Origin of the sequence: Hoeflea ulvae (assembly GCF_026619435.1) — a bacterium.
Lineage (GTDB): Bacteria > Pseudomonadota > Alphaproteobacteria > Rhizobiales > Rhizobiaceae > Hoeflea > Hoeflea ulvae.
Window position 1 is genome coordinate 3,502,017 of the sequence record NZ_JAOVZQ010000001.1, and the last position, 18,224, is coordinate 3,520,240.

Here is an 18,224-nt window from a genome sequence, read left to right on the forward strand (position 1 = left end):
GGGCCACAGGGACCCCCTTCCCGCGTCAGGGATCAGTAGTTGGAATTGAGCTGCACGCAGGTCTTGGTGTCGGTGTTGTACATGCCGCACTCAAGATCTTTCCAGTCCGATTCCAGCACCGCGGATTCCGGCAGGAAATCGGTCCAGGCGTCACCGGCAACCGGCTCGGTCTGGCTGATGATGTCGAACTGGCCGTCGGACTGGATTTCGCCGATCAGCACCGGCTTGGTCAGGTGATGATTGGTCAGCATTTCGGCTTCCGACCCGGTCAGGTTCGGGAATTTCTGTCCGTACATGGCGGTGCGAACTGCATCGACATCGGTGGTACCGGCGGCTTCCACCGCGTTAACCCACATGTTGAAACCGATATAATGGGCTTCCATCGGGTCGTTGGTAACCCGGTCTTCTCCAGCATAGGCTTTCCATTCCTTGATGAATTCGGCGTTGACCGGAGCATCGGCCGACTGGAAGTAGTTCCACGCAGCGAGGTGGCCGACCAGGTTGGTGGTGTCGAGACCGGAAAGCTCTTCTTCGCCGACCGAGAAGGCCACGACAGGAATGTCGTCAGCCGAGATGCCGGCAGCGGCGAGTTCCTTGTAGAAGCCGATATTGGCGTCGCCATTGATGGTCGAAATCACGCCCACCTTCTTGCCGTCGGCGCCGAGCGCAACCACGTCCGCCACGATCTTGGACCAGTCGGAATGACCGAACGGCGTGTAGTTGACGAAAATGTCCTCAGCCGCGATGCCCTTGTCCTTGAGATACTGCTCGAGAATCTTGTTGGTCGTGCGCGGGTAGACATAGTCGGTGCCCAGCAGCGCAAACTTCTCGACGCCGAGTTCTTCAAGGAAATAGTCGGTTGCCGGAATCGCCTGCTGGTTTGGAGCAGCACCGGTGTAAAACACGTTCTTCGAGGATTCTTCGCCCTCGTATTGAACCGGGTAGAACAGCAGACCGTTGAGCTCTTCAATCACCGGCAGAACCGACTTGCGGCTCACCGAGGTCCAGCAGCCGAACATCACGTCGACATTCTGCACGGTCATCAGTTCGCGGGCTTTTTCCGCAAACAGCGGCCAGTCCGAGGCCGGGTCGACCACGACGGCTTCAAGCTGCTTGCCGAGCACGCCGCCCTTGGCGTTCTGCTGTTCGATCAGCATCAGCATGGTGTCTTTCAGTGTTGTTTCCGAAATCGCCATGGTGCCTGAAAGCGAGTGCAACACACCGATCTTGATGGTGTCGTCTGCGGCCAATGCCGAATGGGTCAAAATGGTTGAAGTAAGAAATGCCGCCGCCCCTGCGATCCGCAATTTGGTGGTAAATGTCATGTCAGCCTCCGTGCTGTTCGTGTCCACGGAGCGGTGCAATGCAAGTGCCTTGCCAGTTGGAATTTTTACCGGATCTTAAGGGATTGCGAGGGCTCCCCATCCCGCGCGTCGTGTCCAGGCACACAACTCCTCCATGTTTTCGCCCAATTTATAAGCAATGGTGAATTATTAGGCGTGAACCGCATGCAGAAACCCTTCCGGGCTGGCGTGGTGAGCGGAAGCATTGCTGCCCGGCAGCCAAGTCACCGCCAAAAACTTATCCCCAGCACACGCTTGCATACGCGTCTCTTTTCGCCTCTTATGGGTTTTACAGACGCCAATTCTTATGTCCTCGGTTGATGTCGCATGACTGTGCCAGAGACCGGCAATCTAGGAGCACCGTCGCGCACATGACTGTACCTTTTTTCTTGCTCGCCACCGTCGCGGCACTGTTTTCCTTGCTGACACCATGCCTGGCATCGACCTGGCTCAAGACCGGCAAGGAAACGTCCCGGCCCTATGGCCATGTCGAATATTGTTCGCGCAATGCATCCGACTGCCGCAATCGCTCCACCAGTTCCAACCTGCCATCGGCCCGCATGGGCGTACTGAGCAGCGTCAATGTCGCGGTGAACCGGGCCATCAAGCCGACATCGGACAAGACCGCTTTCGGCCGCAGGGAATTCTGGACGGAAAAGGCCCGCTCCGGTGATTGCGAGGATTTCGCACTCGCCAAGCGCTCGAGACTGCTGCGCCGCGGCTACAATTCCTCGCAATTGCTGCTAACCATGGGCTACACCGGCAGCGAAGCCCATACCGTGCTTGTGGTCAGGACCCGCGATGGCGATTATGTGCTCGACAATCTCAATGACGAGGTGACCCCGGTCCAGTCGGCGCGGATGAGCTTCCGCAAGATCCAGTCGCCCGATCATGGCGGCCGCTGGCTGAAAGTCACCGGCAAGACCGGCAAGAAGCCCTGATACAGACCACCGCCGCGCCGGTTTAAAACGACCGCCAGACACAGGACCTCCCGGCGCCAAAGCTCGGGAAAGATCGCGAAAATTGCATGGTGACACCCATCAGCTGTGCTATGCCTGCATCCTCATTCGCTTGAACGGCCAGGACAAAGCCCGAGGAGCCGCCGATCGCCGCCTATCGTTTCATTCACACCGCTGACATCCACCTTGATTCGCCGCTGAAATCGCTGGCCCTGCGCGATGCGGAACTCGCCGGCCTCATCGGTGCGGCGACGCGCTCCGCGTTCAGCGCCATCATCGACCTGTGCATTACTGAGCGCGTCGACGCGCTGGTCATTGCCGGTGATCTCTATGATGGCGACCAGACCTCGATGAAGACCGCGCGGTTTCTCTCCGAGGAACTGCGCCGCCTGTCATCGGCAGGAATCCGCAGCTTCATCATTCGCGGCAATCACGATGCGCTCTCCCGGGTATCGAAGGAACTGGTACTGCCCGATGAGGTCAAGCTGTTTGGCGGGCGGGCCGAACATGTGATGGTCGAGCGCGACCCTGGCCTAAAACCGGTGGCGATCCACGGGCTGAGCTTCGCCAATCCGACAGCGCCCGAAAGCCTGCTGCCAAAATACAAGCCGGCCGTGCCCGATGCGATCAATATCGGCATTATGCACTCGAGCCTCGGCGGCGCGCCGGGGCATGATCCATATGCGCCCTGCAGCCCGGCCGAGCTGCACGCCACCGGCTATGACTACTGGGCGCTCGGCCATATCCACAAGCGCTCCGTAGTCACCCGGCCCGATGCCGCTGACCGCAACATCGTGGTGATGCCGGGCATGCCGCAGGGCCGCGACATCAACGAGGACGGCGCAAAATCGGTGACACTGGTGTCGATCTCCGACGACGGCACCGTCAGCCTCGAAGAGCGCTTCACCGCGCTGGCGGAATTCGCCCGCGTCCACATCGACGCTGCCGGCCTCACCGGGTGGAGCGACCTGGCCCAGGCCATCACCGATGCGCTCAAACAGGCGCGCGCCAGCTCCGCCACGCCTGAACTTGTGGTGCGGCTGAGCTTTTCCGGTGCCACCGATCTCGCCTGGCGCATGCGCCGCGATGCAGACCTGCTGGTCACCGAAGCGCAGGACCGGGCCGCCCGCATCGGCGCAGTCTGGATCGAGAAAATCGAAACCGACTGCGTCCCGCCGAGATCCGAAGGCCCTGCCTCGACCGATCCGCTGCACGAACTCCGGGCGCTGATGCAGACAGATATTCTGGGTTCCGGCGGCTATGCCGCAGCGCTGACCGCGATGGCCGACCAATTGCAGGGGCAACTGCCGGCCGAGCTTCGCGACCTGCTCGGAGCCGACGAGGCAGACACCCGCGAGACGCTTCAAAGACTGGCCCGCGAGGGCGCCGAGGACGTGCTAGCACGGCTTCAGGGCAGCGCCGAGAGCGGGAGCGAGACCGCCTGATGCGCCTCAACCGCCTTGACCTGACCCGCTACGGCAAGTTCACCGATCACGTCATCGATTTCGGATCGCGCAGCGATGGCAAAGCGGATCTTCACATTGTCTACGGCCCCAACGAGGCCGGCAAATCCACCCTGTTCAATGGCTGGCTCGACCTTTTGTTCGGCATCGGGGCCCAGAGCAGCTACAATTTCCTGCACCCCTACCCGACCATGCGCATTGGCGCCGCCATCGACATCGACGGCGAGACCCGCGAATTCGTCCGCATCAAGCGGCCGCAAAACAGCCTGTTTGACGGCCGCGACCAACCGGTGCCGGAAACGGCTCTGCTTGCCGGTCTCGGAGGGCTTGGCCGGGATGGCTACCGGACCATGTTCTCGCTTGATGACGAGACCCTGGAACAGGGCGGCGAGAGCATTCTCGCCAGTCGCGGCGATCTTGGCGAATTGCTGTTTTCGGCCAGCGCCGGGCTTGGCGACCTGTCGCAGCAGCTCGCCGGGATCCGCTCTGAAACCGAGGAATTCTACAAGCCGCGCGCGCAAAAACGCATTCTCGGTGACCTCAAGGCTGAATTGGCCGAGCTCAAGGCCGAGCGCGACCGGATCGACACACAGGCCAGCCGGTATGCCCAGCTCACCAAAGCTCTCGAAGAGGCGAATGCGCGCCATGCCGAGGCCAGCGCCGAACGCCGGCGCGCCGGCACGCGTCTTGCCGCCATCAACCGCCTGCTCACCGCCCTGCCGCGGCTTGGCGAACTTGACCGGCTGCACCAGCAGATCGAGCCGCTCGCCGGCCTGCCCGACGTCGCACCGGACTGGCGCGCGCAGATCGGCCGGTTGCGCGACGATGATGCGACGCTTGAGGCCAGCCGCAATGCACTTGCCGAGGAGATCGAGCGGCTGACCACGGACCTCGACGCAGGTACGGTCGATGACCAGATCCTGGCGCTTCAGGGCCGGATCAGCGATCTCGATCGCCTGCGCACCCGCCATGACACTGCCGAGCAGGATCTGCCCGAACGCCGGCTGGCGCTGGGCCGCATGGAAGGCCACATCGAACAGTTGCTGGCGCGGCTCGGCCGGAGCGGCAAGGCCGATGACGTGCTGCTCGACACCGCCCGCACCGCCGCGCTGCGCGACCTCATCGACGCCCGCTCGGCGCTCGATGGTCGGCTGACGTCGGCACGCAAGGAAGCATCAGACGCAAAGGCCGCCCATGACGAAGCGCTGGCCGAGCTGCAGATGGCCGGCGGCAGCAGCGAGGACACGGCAAGCGGAGATCGGCCAGCCCGGATTGCCGCGCTGAGCGAGACCCTGACGGCGCTGCGCAATGATGACCACCGGCTGCGCAAACAGGCTGCCGAACGCGCCATCGGTCCCGCACGCGACAAATGCGCAGCCAGTCTGCAGGCGCTTGCCCCCTGGCAAGGCGATATCGCCGAGCTTGCCGCCATGCGGCCACCCTCACCCGCCACGCTCCGCAGCTGGAAATCCGGCCTTGAAGAGACAGCACGTGGGTTGGAGAAGACCGGGGCCGACATCGCCCGCCTGACCCAGTCGCTCAGGCGCCATGAGGCCGAAGCCGGGGCGATTGCCCAGTCGCGCGCCCTGCTGTCGACCGGCGAGTTCGAAGCTTTACGCGCCGCCCGCGACGCGGCCTGGACGCAGCACGCAGCGGCGCTCGATATCGCCACGGCCAAGGCGTTCGAAACTGCCATGCAGGCCTATGATGCAGCTGCCGACAAGCGCGCCGCCCACCAGGCCGATGTCGCGAAGCTCAACGAGATTTCGGTGCAAATCGCCATCACCCGGTCCGAACTCGAAGGCGCGTCCACTTCAAAAGCCGAGCTTGAAACCGCACGCGCCGGCCTGCTTGATCAGATCGCCACCGCGCTGTCCGCGTTGTCACCCAAACTGCCTGCAGACATGAGCCCGGACGCAATCGAGAGCTGGCTTGGCCTGCGCGAGCTGGCGCTGGAAGCCGATCAGGACTTGCGCGCCCGCCTTGATGAACGCGACATCGCCACCCGGGATCAGCAAGCGGCCACCGACCGGCTGCTCAAGGCGCTGGCGCCGCTCGGCGTTCAAGCCTCAGATGCCGAGGAGTTCGACGCGCTGATCGCCCGGGCCCAGGATCTGGTCAGCCGCGAGACCCGGCTCGATGCCCAGCGCCGGATCGCGGCCTCCCAGGAGCGCATGCTCAGGCAGCGCCAGCACGAGTTGCGCGCTGCGGAAGACGAGCTGCAGGCCTGGATCCTGGCTTGGAAAACCGCCTGCGACGGCTGCTGGCTCGGAGAACCGGACCGGGTGGCAACCGCGGCCGAAGTGCGCGAGGCGCTGCCGCTGCTGACCGATCTCGGCACCGCGATCCACGACCGCAGCGGGCTGGCCGACCGCGTCGCCAAGATGGAACGCGATCAGGCCGATTATGCCGCAGCGCTAGCCGACACCGCCCGCGCTGCCGGGATCGACCCGACCGATATTCCCGTCAATGTGCTGGCGCGGCAGTTGAGCCAGCGTCTGGCGGCAGCCCAGGCGGCGCAATCGCGTCATGATACCGTCGCAGCCCAGATCGAGGCGGCGGTCGCGCGGCAGCGGGCGCAATCGGAAGCCCATGCCGCCCATAGAGCCAAGAAAACCGAAATGCTGACGGCACTCAATGCCGAGACGCTGACCGAAGCAGCTTTGTGCGTCGACCGGGCGCTGGAGCGCAAGGCGCTTGGTGAACGTCTCGACGAGATCCGCGACCAGATCCGTGCAAGCCTCGACGCAGCGACGTTTGAAGAGGCGCAGGCACAGCTCGACGCCAGCGAACCGGACGGGCTGAACGCGGAAAAATCCGAGCTCGAAGCCAGGCTCGAAACGCTCGATGCCGATGTGCAGGAACTCCATGCCGCCCGCACCCGCGCCACCGAAGACCTCAATGCCGTGGGCGGCGATGATGCCGTCGCCCGCATCGAGCAACAGCGCAAGACCATTCACCTCGCCATCGCCGAGGGCGCCGAACGCTATCTGAAGCTGTCAGCCGGGATCATAGCCATGGAACAGGCGCTCACGCTCTACCGCGAGCGCCACCGCTCGTCGATGATGGCGCGCGCCTCCGAGGCCGTGCGCATCATCAGCCGCGGCCGCTACACCGGGCTTGCCTCGCAGCCCGACAAGGACCGCGAATTGCTGATCGCGCTGCAAAATGACGGCTCCTCCAAACAGGCCGCCGAAATGTCCAAGGGCGCCCGCTTCCAGCTCTATCTGGCGCTGCGTGTCGCCGGCTATCATGAATTCGCCGAAACCCGGCAGACCGTGCCCTTCATCGCCGACGACATCATGGAAACCTTCGACGATTTCCGCGCCGAGGAAACCTTTCGCCTCTTTGCCGAAATGGCCGGCGTCGGCCAGGTGATCTATCTGACCCATCACAAGCATCTCTGCGATATCGCCAAAACCGTCTGCCCGGACGTGAAAATCCACGAATTGACCGCCTGAACCGGTTTAATTCCCCTGATTTTTCGCGGCTGCGAACAGGCTTGGCTTGGCATCAGCGCCTTATCCCTGTATCGAGGCCGCAAATCTCCATGTGTTTTCTTGGATTCCATTCTCTGCAGGCAGCTTGATTGCCGGGCCGCAAATGCATTTCGCAGGCGCCGCTTTCGCAAACGTCGCATTGTCACACCATCCTTTCACCGGACAGGACGCCAACTCGCCATGATCTCGTTCAACAGCTATCTCGCGCAATGGACCGGCAACGTCCGCGGTGACATCCTTTCGGGACTCGTCGTCGCTCTCGCGCTGATCCCCGAAGCCATCGCATTCTCGATCATCGCCGGCGTTGATCCGAAGGTCGGGCTCTATGCTTCCTTCTCCATTGCCGTGATCACCGCCATCGTCGGCGGCCGCCCGGGCATGATCTCGGCCGCCACCGCCGCCACCGCGGTGCTGATGGTTACCCTGGTCAAGGAACACGGGCTTGAATATCTGCTCGCGGCCACGGTGCTCGCCGGCCTGATCCAGGTCGTCGCCGGCCTGTGCAAGCTCGGCTATGTCATGCGCTTTGTCTCGAAATCGGTGATGACCGGTTTCGTCAATGCGCTGGCGATCCTGATCTTCATGGCGCAATTGCCCGAACTCATCGGCGTGCCCTGGCTCACCTATGTCATGGTCGCAGCCGGCCTTGCCATCATCTATCTGTTTCCGCTGATCACCAAGGCGGTGCCCTCGCCGCTGGTCACCATCATCGTGCTCACCGCCGTCACCCTGTTCTTCGGCTTCGACCTGCGCACCGTCGGCGACATGGGCGCCTTGCCCGACACCCTGCCGATCTTCCTGATCCCGGACATCCCGCTGACGCTGGAAACCCTGCTGATCATCCTGCCCTATTCGGTCGCCGTGGCCGCCGTCGGCCTGCTCGAATCGCTGATGACGCAGACCATCGTCGACGATCTCACCGACACCCCGTCCGACCGCAACATGGAATGCATCGGCCAGGGCATCGCCAACACCGCCACCGGCTTCATCGGCGGCATGGCCGGTTGCGCCATGATCGGCCAGTCGATCATCAATGTGAAATCCGGCGGACGCGGCCGGCTGTCGACCTTCATGGCCGGCGCCATGCTGCTGTTCTTCATCGTCGTGCTCGGCGACTGGGTGGCGCGCATTCCGATGGCGGCGCTCGTGGCGATCATGATCATGGTCTCGATCGGCACCTTCTCCTGGTCCTCGATCAAGAACCTGCGCACCCATCCGCGCTCGTCCTCGGTGGTGATGCTGGCTACCGTGCTGTTCGTGGTCTTCACCCACAATCTGGCGATCGGCGTGCTGGTCGGCGTGTTGCTCTCGGGCCTGTTCTTCGCCTGGAAGATCGCCCAGCTGTTCGGCATCCGCTCCACCCTGTCCGAAGATGGCAACACGCGCACCTATATCGTTGAAGGTCAGTTGTTTTTCGCCTCCGCCGATGATTTCATGCAGGGCTTCGATTTTCGCGAAGTGCTGGAAAAGGTGGTCATCGATGTCTCCCGCGCCCATATCTGGGATATCTCCAGCGTGATGGCGCTCGACATGGCGGTGCTGAAATTCCGCCGTGATGGCGCAACGGTGGAGATTGTCGGCATGAACGAAGCATCCGAGACCATCGTCGACAGGCTTGCCATTCATGACAAGCCCGGCGCGATGGACCAGCTGATGTCGCATTAAGGCGTGGTCCGAAAGGCGGAAACCGGTTTTCGGGAAAAACGTGCCAAACAGAAACCTGAAGCACATTGCATGAATACAATTCAATGCACTGTGCTTTAGGGCATCCTGCGGACAGGCCCCATTGACCGGCCGCAGACAAGGTGCCCTAGATCAAGCAATGGGAGCGCTGCGACCGGATACAGGCGCCGCGCTCCAGGGGAGCAAGAACCATGACCAATATCATTCTGGCCCTTGTCGACGGGTCCGCCTATTCGAAGAGCGTCTGCGACCATGCGGCCTGGGCTGCCGGGCGGATGAACGCCGAGGTCGACCTGCTGCACGTCCTGGGCCGCCGCTCCGGCGCCGACAAGTCCGATCTATCAGGCTCGATCGCGCTGGGCGCCCGCACGGCGCTGCTGGAGGAGCTGTCCACGCTCGATGAGCAGCGCGCCAAGCTGTTGCAGCTCAAGGGCCGCGCCATTCTCGACGATGCCCGCGCCATCATCGAGGCCGCGGGCGAAAAGGTCGCCGGCGCCCATCTCCGCCAGGGCGAGATCGTCGAGACCGTGATCGAGCAGGAAGCCCCTGCCAGCATGATCATGGTGGGAAAACGCGGCGAGGAAGCCGATTTTGCCAGCCTGCGTCTGGGCGCGCATCTCGAACGCTTCATCCGCGCCAGCCACAAGCCGGTCTTCGTCGCCTCGCGCGCCTTCAAGCCGATCAACACCGTCATCGTCGCCTATGATGGCGGCGCCTCAAGCCAGCGGCTGGTCGATCACATCGCCCGCAACCCGCTGTTTACCGGCCTCAAGATCGACGTCGTCACCGTCGGACAGAAGAACCGCGACACCGAGAAGGCACTCGAAGACGCAAAAGCCATTCTGACCGGCGCAGGCCTGGAGGTCGAAACCACCATCCTGTCGGGCCAGCCCGATGAGGTTCTGGGCAAGCGCGTCGAAGACTGCGGCTCCTGCCTCGTCGCCATGGGCGCCTACGGCCACTCCCGCATCCGCGCCTTCGTCCTCGGCTCGACCACGACGGAAATGCTGAGATCCTGCAAGGCGCCGGTGCTGCTGATGCGGTGATGGGGCTGGGTGGGTTTGGTTGCAGTCGACCACTTTAACCCAATTTCGGGCCAATTGAGTTATTAACCCGCTTTTGGGTTAAATACCAAATTGACCCAAAAATGGGCTAATGATATTGTCGGGGCATGACCCACTCCACCTCCTCTTTTGCTGTTCTTATGGGCGATCTCGTAGGTAGCGAGCGCCATGCGAACCCTAAAACTCTGCACGCCCATTTCAATGCCGCCATTGACCGTCAGAATGAAGTCCTTGCCGCTGACATGGTCTCGCCGTTAACAATAACCCTTGGCGATGAATTCCAAGGTTTGCTCAGTTCGCTCGTCGCCGCGGCGCAAGCCGCGCGCGAGATTCGATTCGAGTTGATGCGCAAGAATATCGACTGCCGGTTCGTAATCGGCAGCATCGACCTCAAGACTCAAGTCAATCACGAGCGTGCGTGGAACATGATGGGGCCGGGCTTTGCAGCCGCGCGCGCGCGACTCAGCGAGAAACGGTCTCCAAGCCGCTATCGCTTTTCCATTCAGCAGGACGCGCTTCTCGAGACGATGCTCGAAGCGAGCGGCGCAAGCCTCACCACGATCGAGCGCCGCTGGTCGGAAGCCCAGCGCGAGGATATCATCAAGTTGCTGGAAGGCGCCTCTGTTGCTGAAATCGCGCGCGCGCGCAATGTCAGCGTACACAATGTTTACAAGGTGCGAAGCGCTGGTGACTTTGACCTCTATGTGATCCAGTGGGACGCAATTCAAAAAGCTCTTGCCGAGCTTGACCGTCGCTACGAACTGCCAGGAGCCGACAAGTGGTGCACGCACTCCTTTACACCAGCGTAGCTCTGTTACTTCTGACTTGGGCCGGCAACCAGATCTGCCGCGGAATTTTCAAACTCACCGGATTAAAGAATTCGATTGCTAATCTTCCTACACCCACGCATAGCGCTGGGCGCTGGATTGGTGCCTTCGAACGATTGATCATAGCTCTCGGCTTGATCGTTCACAGCTGGGAAATACTCGCCGTGGTGATCGCACTCAAGACTGTTGCGCGCTTCAAGGAGATGGACGAACGCGACTTTGCTGAATATTTTCTGGTCGGATCACTGTTTAGCATATTGTGGACGATGCTCGTGACCAGTGCTTGGCTCGCATATGATCATAAGCTCGGGATTGACATACGCAATCTCATGGAACAATGGCTTGGCATTTAGACAAACAATCTGCAATCGAGCGCGAACAAGCAGCCCACTCACAGTAACTACACCTTTTGCTTGAGCAATGCCCGCTTCTTCGGTCCGAAGGACTTGATACTGCCATTCACCTCCACCCCACTCCCCCTACCACGGCGACTTCAGCGGCGTCTGCCACAGCCAATAATAATACACCTCACCTCCCTGCCAAGATCTTCGGCACCTTGTTGGGCCGCAGCCTATGTGCATCCGGCATGCCTGAACCCAGCAGCGGGCGCAGATACATGCGGAATGCGTCGGTCACGTCGTGGCCGCAGCCGGAGATGAAGTCGTCGGGCATGGTCCGGGTCTTTCCGGCGACCAGTTCGAGCGGCACCAGTTCATAGTCGACCGAGTAATGGCCGGTGCGCTTGATCGCCACCGATCCGTCGCGGTCGCCGAACATGCCATATTGCACCGCCTTCTCGCCGACCTCGCGGGCTTCGTTCTGGTCGACATCGGACACGCAGCCGACAAAACTGCGCTGGATGTAGCCGAGCGTATCGCCCCGCACCCGGGTGATCCCCAGCTTCTGCTTGACCTGCTGCGTCAACAGATCGGCCAGCGCACCGCTGCCGGACAATTGCACATTGCCATGCGCGTCGCGTTCGACCTCGTTGGCCAGTTTTGCGATGATCGGCTGGCCCGAGCCATCATGAATGCCTTCGCTGACGGCCACGACACAGCGCCCGAGCCGGTCATAGACCTGCTTGACGTCGCCCAGGAACCGGTCGATGTCGAAGGCTCGCTCGGGCATGTAGATCAAATGCGGCCCGTCATCGGAGAATTTCTTGCCCAGCGCCGAAGCCGCGGTGAGAAAGCCTGCATGGCGCCCCATGACCACGCCGATATAGACGCCGGGAAGCGCTGCATTGTCGAGATTGATGCCCATGAACGCCTGGGCCACATAGCGCGCAGCCGAGGGAAAGCCCGGCGTATGATCGTTCTCGACCAGATCATTGTCGATGGTCTTGGGAATGTGGATGCAGCGCAGATTGTAGTCCGCCTTGCGCGCCTCGTCATTGACGATGCGAACCGTGTCGGAGGAATCATTGCCGCCGGTGTAAAAGAAATAGCCGATCTCGTGCGCCCTGAGCACCTTGAAGATTTCCTGGCAGTATTTCAGATCCGGCTTGTCACGCGTCGAGCCAAGCGCCGAGGACGGCGTGTTGGCGACCATTTCCAGATTGTGGGTGGTCTCCTGGGTCAGATCGTAAAAATCCTCGTCCAGGATGCCGCGCACGCCGTGGACCGCGCCATAGATCAGCTCGACCTCGCGGAATTTGCGCGATTCCAGCACCGCGCCCACCATTGACTGATTGATAACCGCCGTCGGTCCACCCCCCTGGGCGACCAGCACCTTGCCATGAAACACTGAGCTCTCCTCCTTTTCACCGGCCTACAATCAGCACGATTTGTCATCGGCAAACAAGTGCCGGCGCAAGATCCCTGTTGTCTTGGTCCGATCGTTCCGGCTGCTTTTGCGCCGCGCGCATGATTGGACGGATCTCGGCATGGCCCGCCATGTCGGAGGAAATGCCCCTTGGCGGCAGCGATGGCGGCGGCGGGGATGATCAGGCTGCGCACATGCGCGCGGCTAGTCGATATCGATCTCGGTGGAAAAGGTCGTGCCGTCTTCAAATGTGTAGCTGTGGGTTCCGCCGAGCTGCATCACCATGCCCTTGATGATCTTGGTGCCCATGCCGGTGCGGGCGCTGGCGACATCGAAGCCGGGTCCGTTGTCCCTGATGACAAGCCTGGCTCGTGTCTCCGTCATGCGCTTGAGGCTGATGGATATCTCGGCATCGGGCTTGTCGAGACCGGCATATTTCAGGGCATTGGTCACCACCTCATTGATCAGCAGCGCCAGCGGCGTCGCCCTTTCGTGACTGATCGTCAGCGGATCGATGTCGAGCGTCAGTCTGGCTGACGAGCCATAGGCCCGAAACAGCTTGTCCGTGACCGAGGAAATGAAGGTCGGCGCGTCAAGCGCGGCAAAGGCATCATGGTTGTACATGTGCTCGTGCACGGAAGCCATCGCCGCAAACCGCAACTGGATATCGGTCTTGATGGCTTCCGGCAGATCCTGCATCCTGACCAGCGACTGCATCGACTGCAGGTTGTTCTTCACCCGGTGATGGATCTCGCGAAACAGCATCGTGTTGGTCGCCAGCGCCATGCTGAGTTCCTCATGGCGACGCCCGTCGCGTTGAAGCAGCCGGATGATCCAGATCGCGCAGATCGCCAGGCCAAGAGTGGTCGGAATGACGATGGCCAGGAAAATCCGGACGCGATGCCAGAAGCGGCCCACCGTTTCGGCCGTGCCGACTGAAGCCAGGGCGATGAGCTCCGTGTCCGGCACGGTCTGGTAGCTCACCACCCGCTGCACACCATCGACGGGCGACGTGCTGGTATAGACCCCGAATTCCGATTGCGGCAGCAGCTCGGTGAACAGGATGTGCTGGCTCAGGTCCAGCGGGGCTTCCGTCTGGGGATAGCGCGCAACCAGCATTCCGTCCGACCGCAGGATGCTGATGGTCGAATCGGTTCCGATATCCAGCGAATCGAGCAGGTCTTCCAGCAGCGCGGCATCGAATGAAATGATCGCCACGCCGATGAACACGCCCCCGCGCTCGAGCCGCCGGCTGAAGGCAAAGATCTGGCTGCCGTCAAGTCGGCTGATCAGCAGCGACGACGTGAAGAAGGGCTTGCCCTTCGCCGGTGCGGAAAAATACTCCCGGTCCCGGATGTCGAGATTCACGAAATTGGGATCGGTGGTGTAGAGCGTCTGGCCATCGGCCGCGACAATATAGGCCTTGGCGCTCGCGGGCAGGCCCTCAAGCGCGTCGCGGACGCTGATCAGGGTCGAGGTGTCGTTGGGCTGGGCCTCCAGGCCAAGCGCGGCGTCCATGCGCCGCAAGGCCTGGGCCGCGACCTCGACGATCCAACCGGTGTTGATCTTCACCGCCTTGGCGGCTGCGGTCGCCGACGCCTCGGCCCGCTCCTCGGCGTCATTAACCCCCTGATAGACAAGCGATCCGATGATAAGTGAGTAGATGAGCAACGTTGCGACAATGAATGTTATCGCCGCACGCGCTGAACCAGCAATCGCCCTGGTGACCACTGAGCATCCTCTCCAAAATCGCCTCGCAGCAATGCTTATCGGCAATGCAAATTCTTGGCTATAGCGCTTTTGTTCGAGCTCGATTTAAAAGATCAGAAGCAGGGTCGCGAGAAGGCCGGAAGCCCCGGCACCAGCGCCGCATATCCGGCACAAAATGCTCCAAACAAGCTGGGAAACGGACTGCCGGCTGCTCGTCGCCCACGCAGTGGGGCTATTGAACGCGGCATCTGTCCGGTGTCCGGGACAGGACGTTTTGCCGCGGGCAGCCGCACCCTGCCCTATCCCGGCAGTCCCAGCGGACGCTGCCGCCGCCAGTGATAAAACACCTTGGCCAATGCCGCCGAAACGATGCGGGCGTCGACGGTGTCGGACCGGCTGGTCAGCATGATGGGCACCCGGGCCCCGAGCGCAATTCCCGCCGACGACGCGCCGGCCAGATGGATCAACTGCTTGGCGATCATGTTGCCGCTTTCAAGATCGGGCGTCACCAGGATGTCGGCACGGCCCGCCACATCCGAAACGATCCCCTTGGCGGCCACGGCGGCCGGCGAGATGGCGTTGTCAAAGCCCAGCGGACCGTCGACCTTGCCACCGACAATCTGGCCCCGGTCATGCATCTTGCAGATCGCCGCGGCAAGCAGCGTCGAGGGCAGCTTGCCGGTCACGGTCTCGACCGCCGACAGCAGCGCCACCAGCGGCGTCTCCACCCCCAGCGCGATCGCCAGGTCGATGGCGTTCTGGACGATGTCGCTGAGCGCCTCGAGATCGGGCGAGATGTTGATGGCCGCGTCGGTGACAAACAACGTCCGGTTCTGCCCCGGCATGTCGAGCGCGAAGACATGGCTCAATCGCCGCTCGGTGCGCAAGCCATGGCTGCGGTCAAGCACGGCCAGCAGCAATTCGTCGGTGTGCAGCTTGCCCTTCATCAGGGCTCCCACCCGCCCCTCATGCACCAGTGCCACCGCTTGTTCCGCCGCGGCATGGCTGTGCGGCGCATCGACGATCTCCACGCCCTGCAGATCGAGCCCTGCAGCCTCGGCTGCGGCCCTTATCTTGGCCTGCGGGCCGACCAGCACCGGCACGATCATGCCCTCGTCGCGCGCCGCAATCGCCCCGCCCAGGCTCAGATCGTCGCAAGGGTGCACGATCGCCGTGACCAGCGGATCAAGCGATCTGGCCCGCTCCACCAGCGCGCCGAAGCGGACACCGTGGGCGTGGCGGACGGCGGTGGGCATGCGGGCGACCGGCCGCTTGATCTTTTCACGCGGCGCGCGCACTTTCGCGGTGCCGGATACCACCGTCACCCCCTCGGCATTGACGCAGGTGCAATCGAGCGTGACATGTCCGGTATCCCTGTTCACACCGGTGACTTCCACCCGCACCGTCACCCTGTCGCCGATGCCGACCGGTTGGTGAAAGCACAGCGTCTGTCCCAGATGCACCGTTCCCGGTCCCGGCAACCGCGTTGTCAGAACCGCGGAAATCAGCGCGCCGGCCCACATGCCGTGCGCAATGCCCTGTTGCAGGCCCGCGGCTTCCTCGTCCTCGGCGTCGATATCAGCGGCATTGACATCGGCCGAGGCAGTGGCAAACAGCGCGATGTCCTGACGGGTCAGCACCCGGTCCAGGTCCGCCGTCTCGCCAATGCCGATTTCATTGATGGTGCGGTTTTCAATCAGGTTCATGGGGGGCTCCGGGCACGGTCGGTTCGGGGACGGCAGGTGTCCGGAGCCAGGCTTGCCAGGAGGCCCGGACGCTGCCGACCTTGCCCCACGACCTCTTGAGATACAAGACAGACAAAATGACCCGCCAGGGCGAACCCGCCCCGGCAGGCCTGTCAGACATCTGTTTGCAAATTATTGGGCGGTGCTGCGATGTGTCCGTCCGCGCAAGCGGATGATCGTGGACGGAAGGCCGAGCCTCCGCACCATGCTGCGAGGCAGCGGCTCGCTAGAGCGTACCCGGCGGCGGTTCCGAGCCTTAAAATCTAGCCGGTGGCGGATTTGGGCGCAGCAGACGTCTTTCCGGTCACCTTGAGCCAGTTGCCGCCATGATCGGGCGACTGGACCTTGATGAAGGCGAGCTTGCTCTTGGACACCGGCAGCACCGCCTCGGTCAGATTGTCGAGCACGAAATCGCCCAGGCGCGTGCGCACCACCAGCACGGTGTGATATTCGCTGCCGGTATGGGTCATGGCCAGCAGCAGGTCTTCCGCATGGAAGCCCTTGCGCATCAGACGGGCGCGTTTTTCAAGCGCGTAATCTTCGCAATCACCGGCACTGACATTGAGTTTCCACACCTCGAAGCGGCCATATTGATCCTCGTCGGTCACCGGCGTGATGGCGCGGTTGACGGCGCTGTTGATCTGTTCGAGCACGGCCAGCCGGGCCGGCGGCAGGGCCGCCCGCGTCATCCGCGCGCCGCAATCGGACACATGCCGGGAGCAATAGTCGACATGGCCATAGGGCCGGCTGGTGAAGGTTCCAAGGCGCAGCCAGCTCGCGGCCGAGGCCGGAATGGCCGAGGTCGACAGCATCAGCGTTGCCAGTGCGGCAGGCAGAAAGGTTGATCTGGTTTTGGTCATGACAGTCCTTTCATCCCCCGATTTAGATATATTGGTCGCGATGAGGACCTCGTACGGCGCCTTTGAGCACAGACCGGCCTTCAAACGCATACGGGGCGCCCAGGTCAGACCTGGCGCGCCCCGCGATTGTCCTGCGGTGAAGCCGGGCTTACTGGAAGCGCGGCGAACCGTCATTGTTGGCGCGGTCGTAGACGACCTTGTCATTGACCACATCGCCGACCGAAGCGGTCGCAGTGTAGTCGACACCACCCTGCGGGGCCTGGAAGGACGGCGAACCGTCATTGCCGGCGCGGTCATAGGTGACCAGGTCATTGCTGGTGCCGACGGCATAATTGGCCGAACCCTGTGCAGCAGGCACATTGTAGGCATCAAGTGCGGTGGAATCGGCAAATGCGCCGGTGGAAGCTGCGAGTGTCAGGCCGAGAGCGATAATGAGCTTGTTCATGATGAAATTCCTTTGAATGGGGGTCTTGTCTTGGGAGGACAAATAGATGTTTCGATTTCCGTCTCAGCGGCAGCGGAGCATCGGCTCCGCCGCCGGCAGAAGCGGCTTACTGGAAGCGCGGCGAACCGTCATTGTTGGCGCGGTCATAGACGACTTTGTCATTGGCCACATCGCCGACCGAAGCGGTCGCGGTGTAGTCGACGCCACCCTGCGGAGCCTGGAAGGACGGCGAACCGTCATTGCCGGCGCGGTCATAGGTGACCAGATCATTGCTGGTGCCGACGGCATAATTGGCCGAACCCTGTCCAGCAGGCACGTTGTAGGCATCAAGTGCGGTGGAGTCGGCAAATGCGCCGGTGGAAGCTGCGAGTGTCAGGCCGAGAGCGATAATGAGCTTGTTCATGATGATATTCCTTTGAATTTCGTGTCGTGTCTTGGGAGGACAACGCTTTGATTTGATTTAGGTTCCGGACCGGGGTGGCGAAGTTTCTGCCTCACCACCCGCACAGGCCGATTACTGGAAGCGCGGCGAACCGTCATTGTTGGCGCGGTCATAGATGACCTTGTCATTGGCCACATCGCCGACCGAAGCGGTCGCGGTGAAGTCGACGCCACCCTGCGGGGCCTGGAAGGACGGCGAGCCGTCATTGCCGGCGCGGTCATAGGTAACCAGGTCGTTGCTGCTGCCGACTGCGTAGTTGGCCGAGCCCTGTGCGGCAGGCACGTTGTAGGCATCAAGTGCGGTGGAATCGGCGAATGCACCGGTGGATGCTGCGAGTGTCAGGCCGAGGGCGATAAGGATCTTGTTCATTGTGTATACTCCGTCGTCATTGTGTTCTTGTTGTCATTTCGAGCGGAACG

Annotated in this window: 15 protein-coding genes; 7 read left to right on the forward strand and 8 right to left on the reverse strand. The window is 62.1% G+C overall.

Annotated elements, in window-relative coordinates:
* Nucleotides 1-32 precede the first annotated feature (32 nt).
* Nucleotides 33-1,325, reverse strand: a complete 1,293-nt coding sequence (urtA, locus tag OEG82_RS16660; protein WP_267613518.1) for an urea ABC transporter substrate-binding protein — start codon at nt 1,323-1,325, stop codon at nt 33-35.
* A 389-nt stretch (nt 1,326-1,714) separates the two neighbouring features.
* Here urtA and OEG82_RS16665 point away from each other — a divergent pair, with 389 nt between their 5' ends.
* The 7 genes from OEG82_RS16665 to OEG82_RS16695 all read left to right on the forward strand — a co-directional run bounded on the left by OEG82_RS16665 (nt 1,715) and on the right by OEG82_RS16695 (nt 11,192).
* Nucleotides 1,715-2,284: a transglutaminase-like cysteine peptidase gene (locus OEG82_RS16665; RefSeq protein WP_267613519.1), complete on the forward strand. Its 570-nt coding sequence runs from the start codon at nt 1,715-1,717 to the stop codon at nt 2,282-2,284.
* 164 nt (nt 2,285-2,448) lie between these two features.
* Nucleotides 2,449-3,747 carry a metallophosphoesterase family protein gene (locus OEG82_RS16670; protein ID WP_267614979.1) on the forward strand — a complete coding sequence of 433 codons (1,299 nt, stop codon included), beginning with the start codon at nt 2,449-2,451 and terminating at the stop codon, nt 3,745-3,747.
* A complete protein-coding gene (locus OEG82_RS16675) occupies nt 3,747-7,226 on the forward strand; it encodes an ATP-binding protein (protein WP_267613520.1) in 3,480 nt (1,159 codons plus the stop codon). The genes OEG82_RS16670 and OEG82_RS16675 overlap by 1 nt, the downstream gene beginning before the upstream one ends.
* 219 nt (nt 7,227-7,445) lie before the next feature.
* Nucleotides 7,446-8,930, forward strand: coding sequence for a SulP family inorganic anion transporter (locus OEG82_RS16680; protein WP_267613521.1), 1,485 nt, complete (start codon nt 7,446-7,448; stop codon nt 8,928-8,930).
* A gap of 209 nt (nt 8,931-9,139) precedes the next feature.
* Nucleotides 9,140-9,994: a universal stress protein gene (locus OEG82_RS16685; protein ID WP_267613522.1), complete on the forward strand. Its 855-nt coding sequence runs from the start codon at nt 9,140-9,142 to the stop codon at nt 9,992-9,994.
* A gap of 125 nt (nt 9,995-10,119) precedes the next feature.
* On the forward strand, nt 10,120-10,821 hold the full coding sequence (locus tag OEG82_RS16690) for a SatD family protein (RefSeq protein WP_267613523.1): 702 nt from the start codon (nt 10,120-10,122) through the stop codon (nt 10,819-10,821).
* Nucleotides 10,791-11,192: a hypothetical protein gene (locus OEG82_RS16695; protein ID WP_267613524.1), complete on the forward strand. Its 402-nt coding sequence runs from the start codon at nt 10,791-10,793 to the stop codon at nt 11,190-11,192. The genes OEG82_RS16690 and OEG82_RS16695 overlap by 31 nt, the downstream gene beginning before the upstream one ends.
* Nucleotides 11,193-11,367: 175 nt before the next feature.
* Here the strand turns inward: OEG82_RS16695 and OEG82_RS16700 are convergent, their stop codons facing one another.
* The 7 genes from OEG82_RS16700 to OEG82_RS16730 form a co-directional block, all read right to left on the reverse strand.
* Nucleotides 11,368-12,585 carry a 6-phosphofructokinase gene (locus OEG82_RS16700; protein WP_267613525.1) on the reverse strand — a complete coding sequence of 406 codons (1,218 nt, stop codon included), beginning with the start codon at nt 12,583-12,585 and terminating at the stop codon, nt 11,368-11,370.
* Between the two features lie 222 nt (nt 12,586-12,807).
* A complete protein-coding gene (locus tag OEG82_RS16705; protein ID WP_267613526.1) occupies nt 12,808-14,274 on the reverse strand; it encodes a sensor histidine kinase in 1,467 nt (488 codons plus the stop codon).
* Nucleotides 14,275-14,612: 338 nt separating this feature from the next.
* Nucleotides 14,613-16,019, reverse strand: coding sequence for a bifunctional enoyl-CoA hydratase/phosphate acetyltransferase (locus OEG82_RS16710; protein WP_267613527.1), 1,407 nt, complete (start codon nt 16,017-16,019; stop codon nt 14,613-14,615).
* 302 nt (nt 16,020-16,321) lie between these two features.
* Nucleotides 16,322-16,918 (reverse strand): transglutaminase-like cysteine peptidase, encoded by a 597-nt coding sequence (locus OEG82_RS16715; protein ID WP_267613528.1) that lies wholly within the window; start codon nt 16,916-16,918, stop codon nt 16,322-16,324.
* A 148-nt stretch (nt 16,919-17,066) separates the two neighbouring features.
* The gene (locus OEG82_RS16720; RefSeq protein WP_267613529.1) at nt 17,067-17,363 is read right to left on the reverse strand and encodes a hypothetical protein; all 297 of its coding nucleotides are present in this window, start codon (nt 17,361-17,363) and stop codon (nt 17,067-17,069) included.
* Between the two features lie 106 nt (nt 17,364-17,469).
* Entirely contained in the window at nt 17,470-17,766 is a 297-nt protein-coding gene (locus tag OEG82_RS16725; protein WP_267613530.1) for a hypothetical protein, read from the reverse strand.
* 111 nt (nt 17,767-17,877) lie between these two features.
* On the reverse strand, nt 17,878-18,174 hold the full coding sequence (locus OEG82_RS16730) for a hypothetical protein (RefSeq protein ID WP_267613531.1): 297 nt from the start codon (nt 18,172-18,174) through the stop codon (nt 17,878-17,880).
* Nucleotides 18,175-18,224: the final 50 nt, after the last annotated feature.

Excerpts from the sequence above, each read along its gene's own strand:
- OEG82_RS16685 (WP_267613522.1), top strand. The coding sequence starts at position 9,140 with ATGACCAATATCATTCTGGCCCTTGTCGACGGGTCCGCCTATTCGAAG.
- OEG82_RS16710 (WP_267613527.1), bottom strand. The coding sequence starts at position 16,019 with ATGAACCTGATTGAAAACCGCACCATCAATGAAATCGGCATTGGCGAG.
- OEG82_RS16730 (WP_267613531.1), bottom strand. The coding sequence starts at position 18,174 with ATGAACAAGATCCTTATCGCCCTCGGCCTGACACTCGCAGCATCCACC.
- OEG82_RS16715 (WP_267613528.1), bottom strand. The coding sequence starts at position 16,918 with ATGACCAAAACCAGATCAACCTTTCTGCCTGCCGCACTGGCAACGCTG.
- urtA (WP_267613518.1), bottom strand. The coding sequence starts at position 1,325 with ATGACATTTACCACCAAATTGCGGATCGCAGGGGCGGCGGCATTTCTT.
- OEG82_RS16680 (WP_267613521.1), top strand. The coding sequence starts at position 7,446 with ATGATCTCGTTCAACAGCTATCTCGCGCAATGGACCGGCAACGTCCGC.
- OEG82_RS16665 (WP_267613519.1), top strand. The coding sequence starts at position 1,715 with ATGACTGTACCTTTTTTCTTGCTCGCCACCGTCGCGGCACTGTTTTCC.
- OEG82_RS16725 (WP_267613530.1), bottom strand. The coding sequence starts at position 17,766 with ATGAACAAGCTCATTATCGCTCTCGGCCTGACACTCGCAGCTTCCACC.
- OEG82_RS16690 (WP_267613523.1), top strand. The coding sequence starts at position 10,120 with ATGACCCACTCCACCTCCTCTTTTGCTGTTCTTATGGGCGATCTCGTA.
- OEG82_RS16720 (WP_267613529.1), bottom strand. The coding sequence starts at position 17,363 with ATGAACAAGCTCATTATCGCTCTCGGCCTGACACTCGCAGCTTCCACC.
- OEG82_RS16675 (WP_267613520.1), top strand. The coding sequence starts at position 3,747 with ATGCGCCTCAACCGCCTTGACCTGACCCGCTACGGCAAGTTCACCGAT.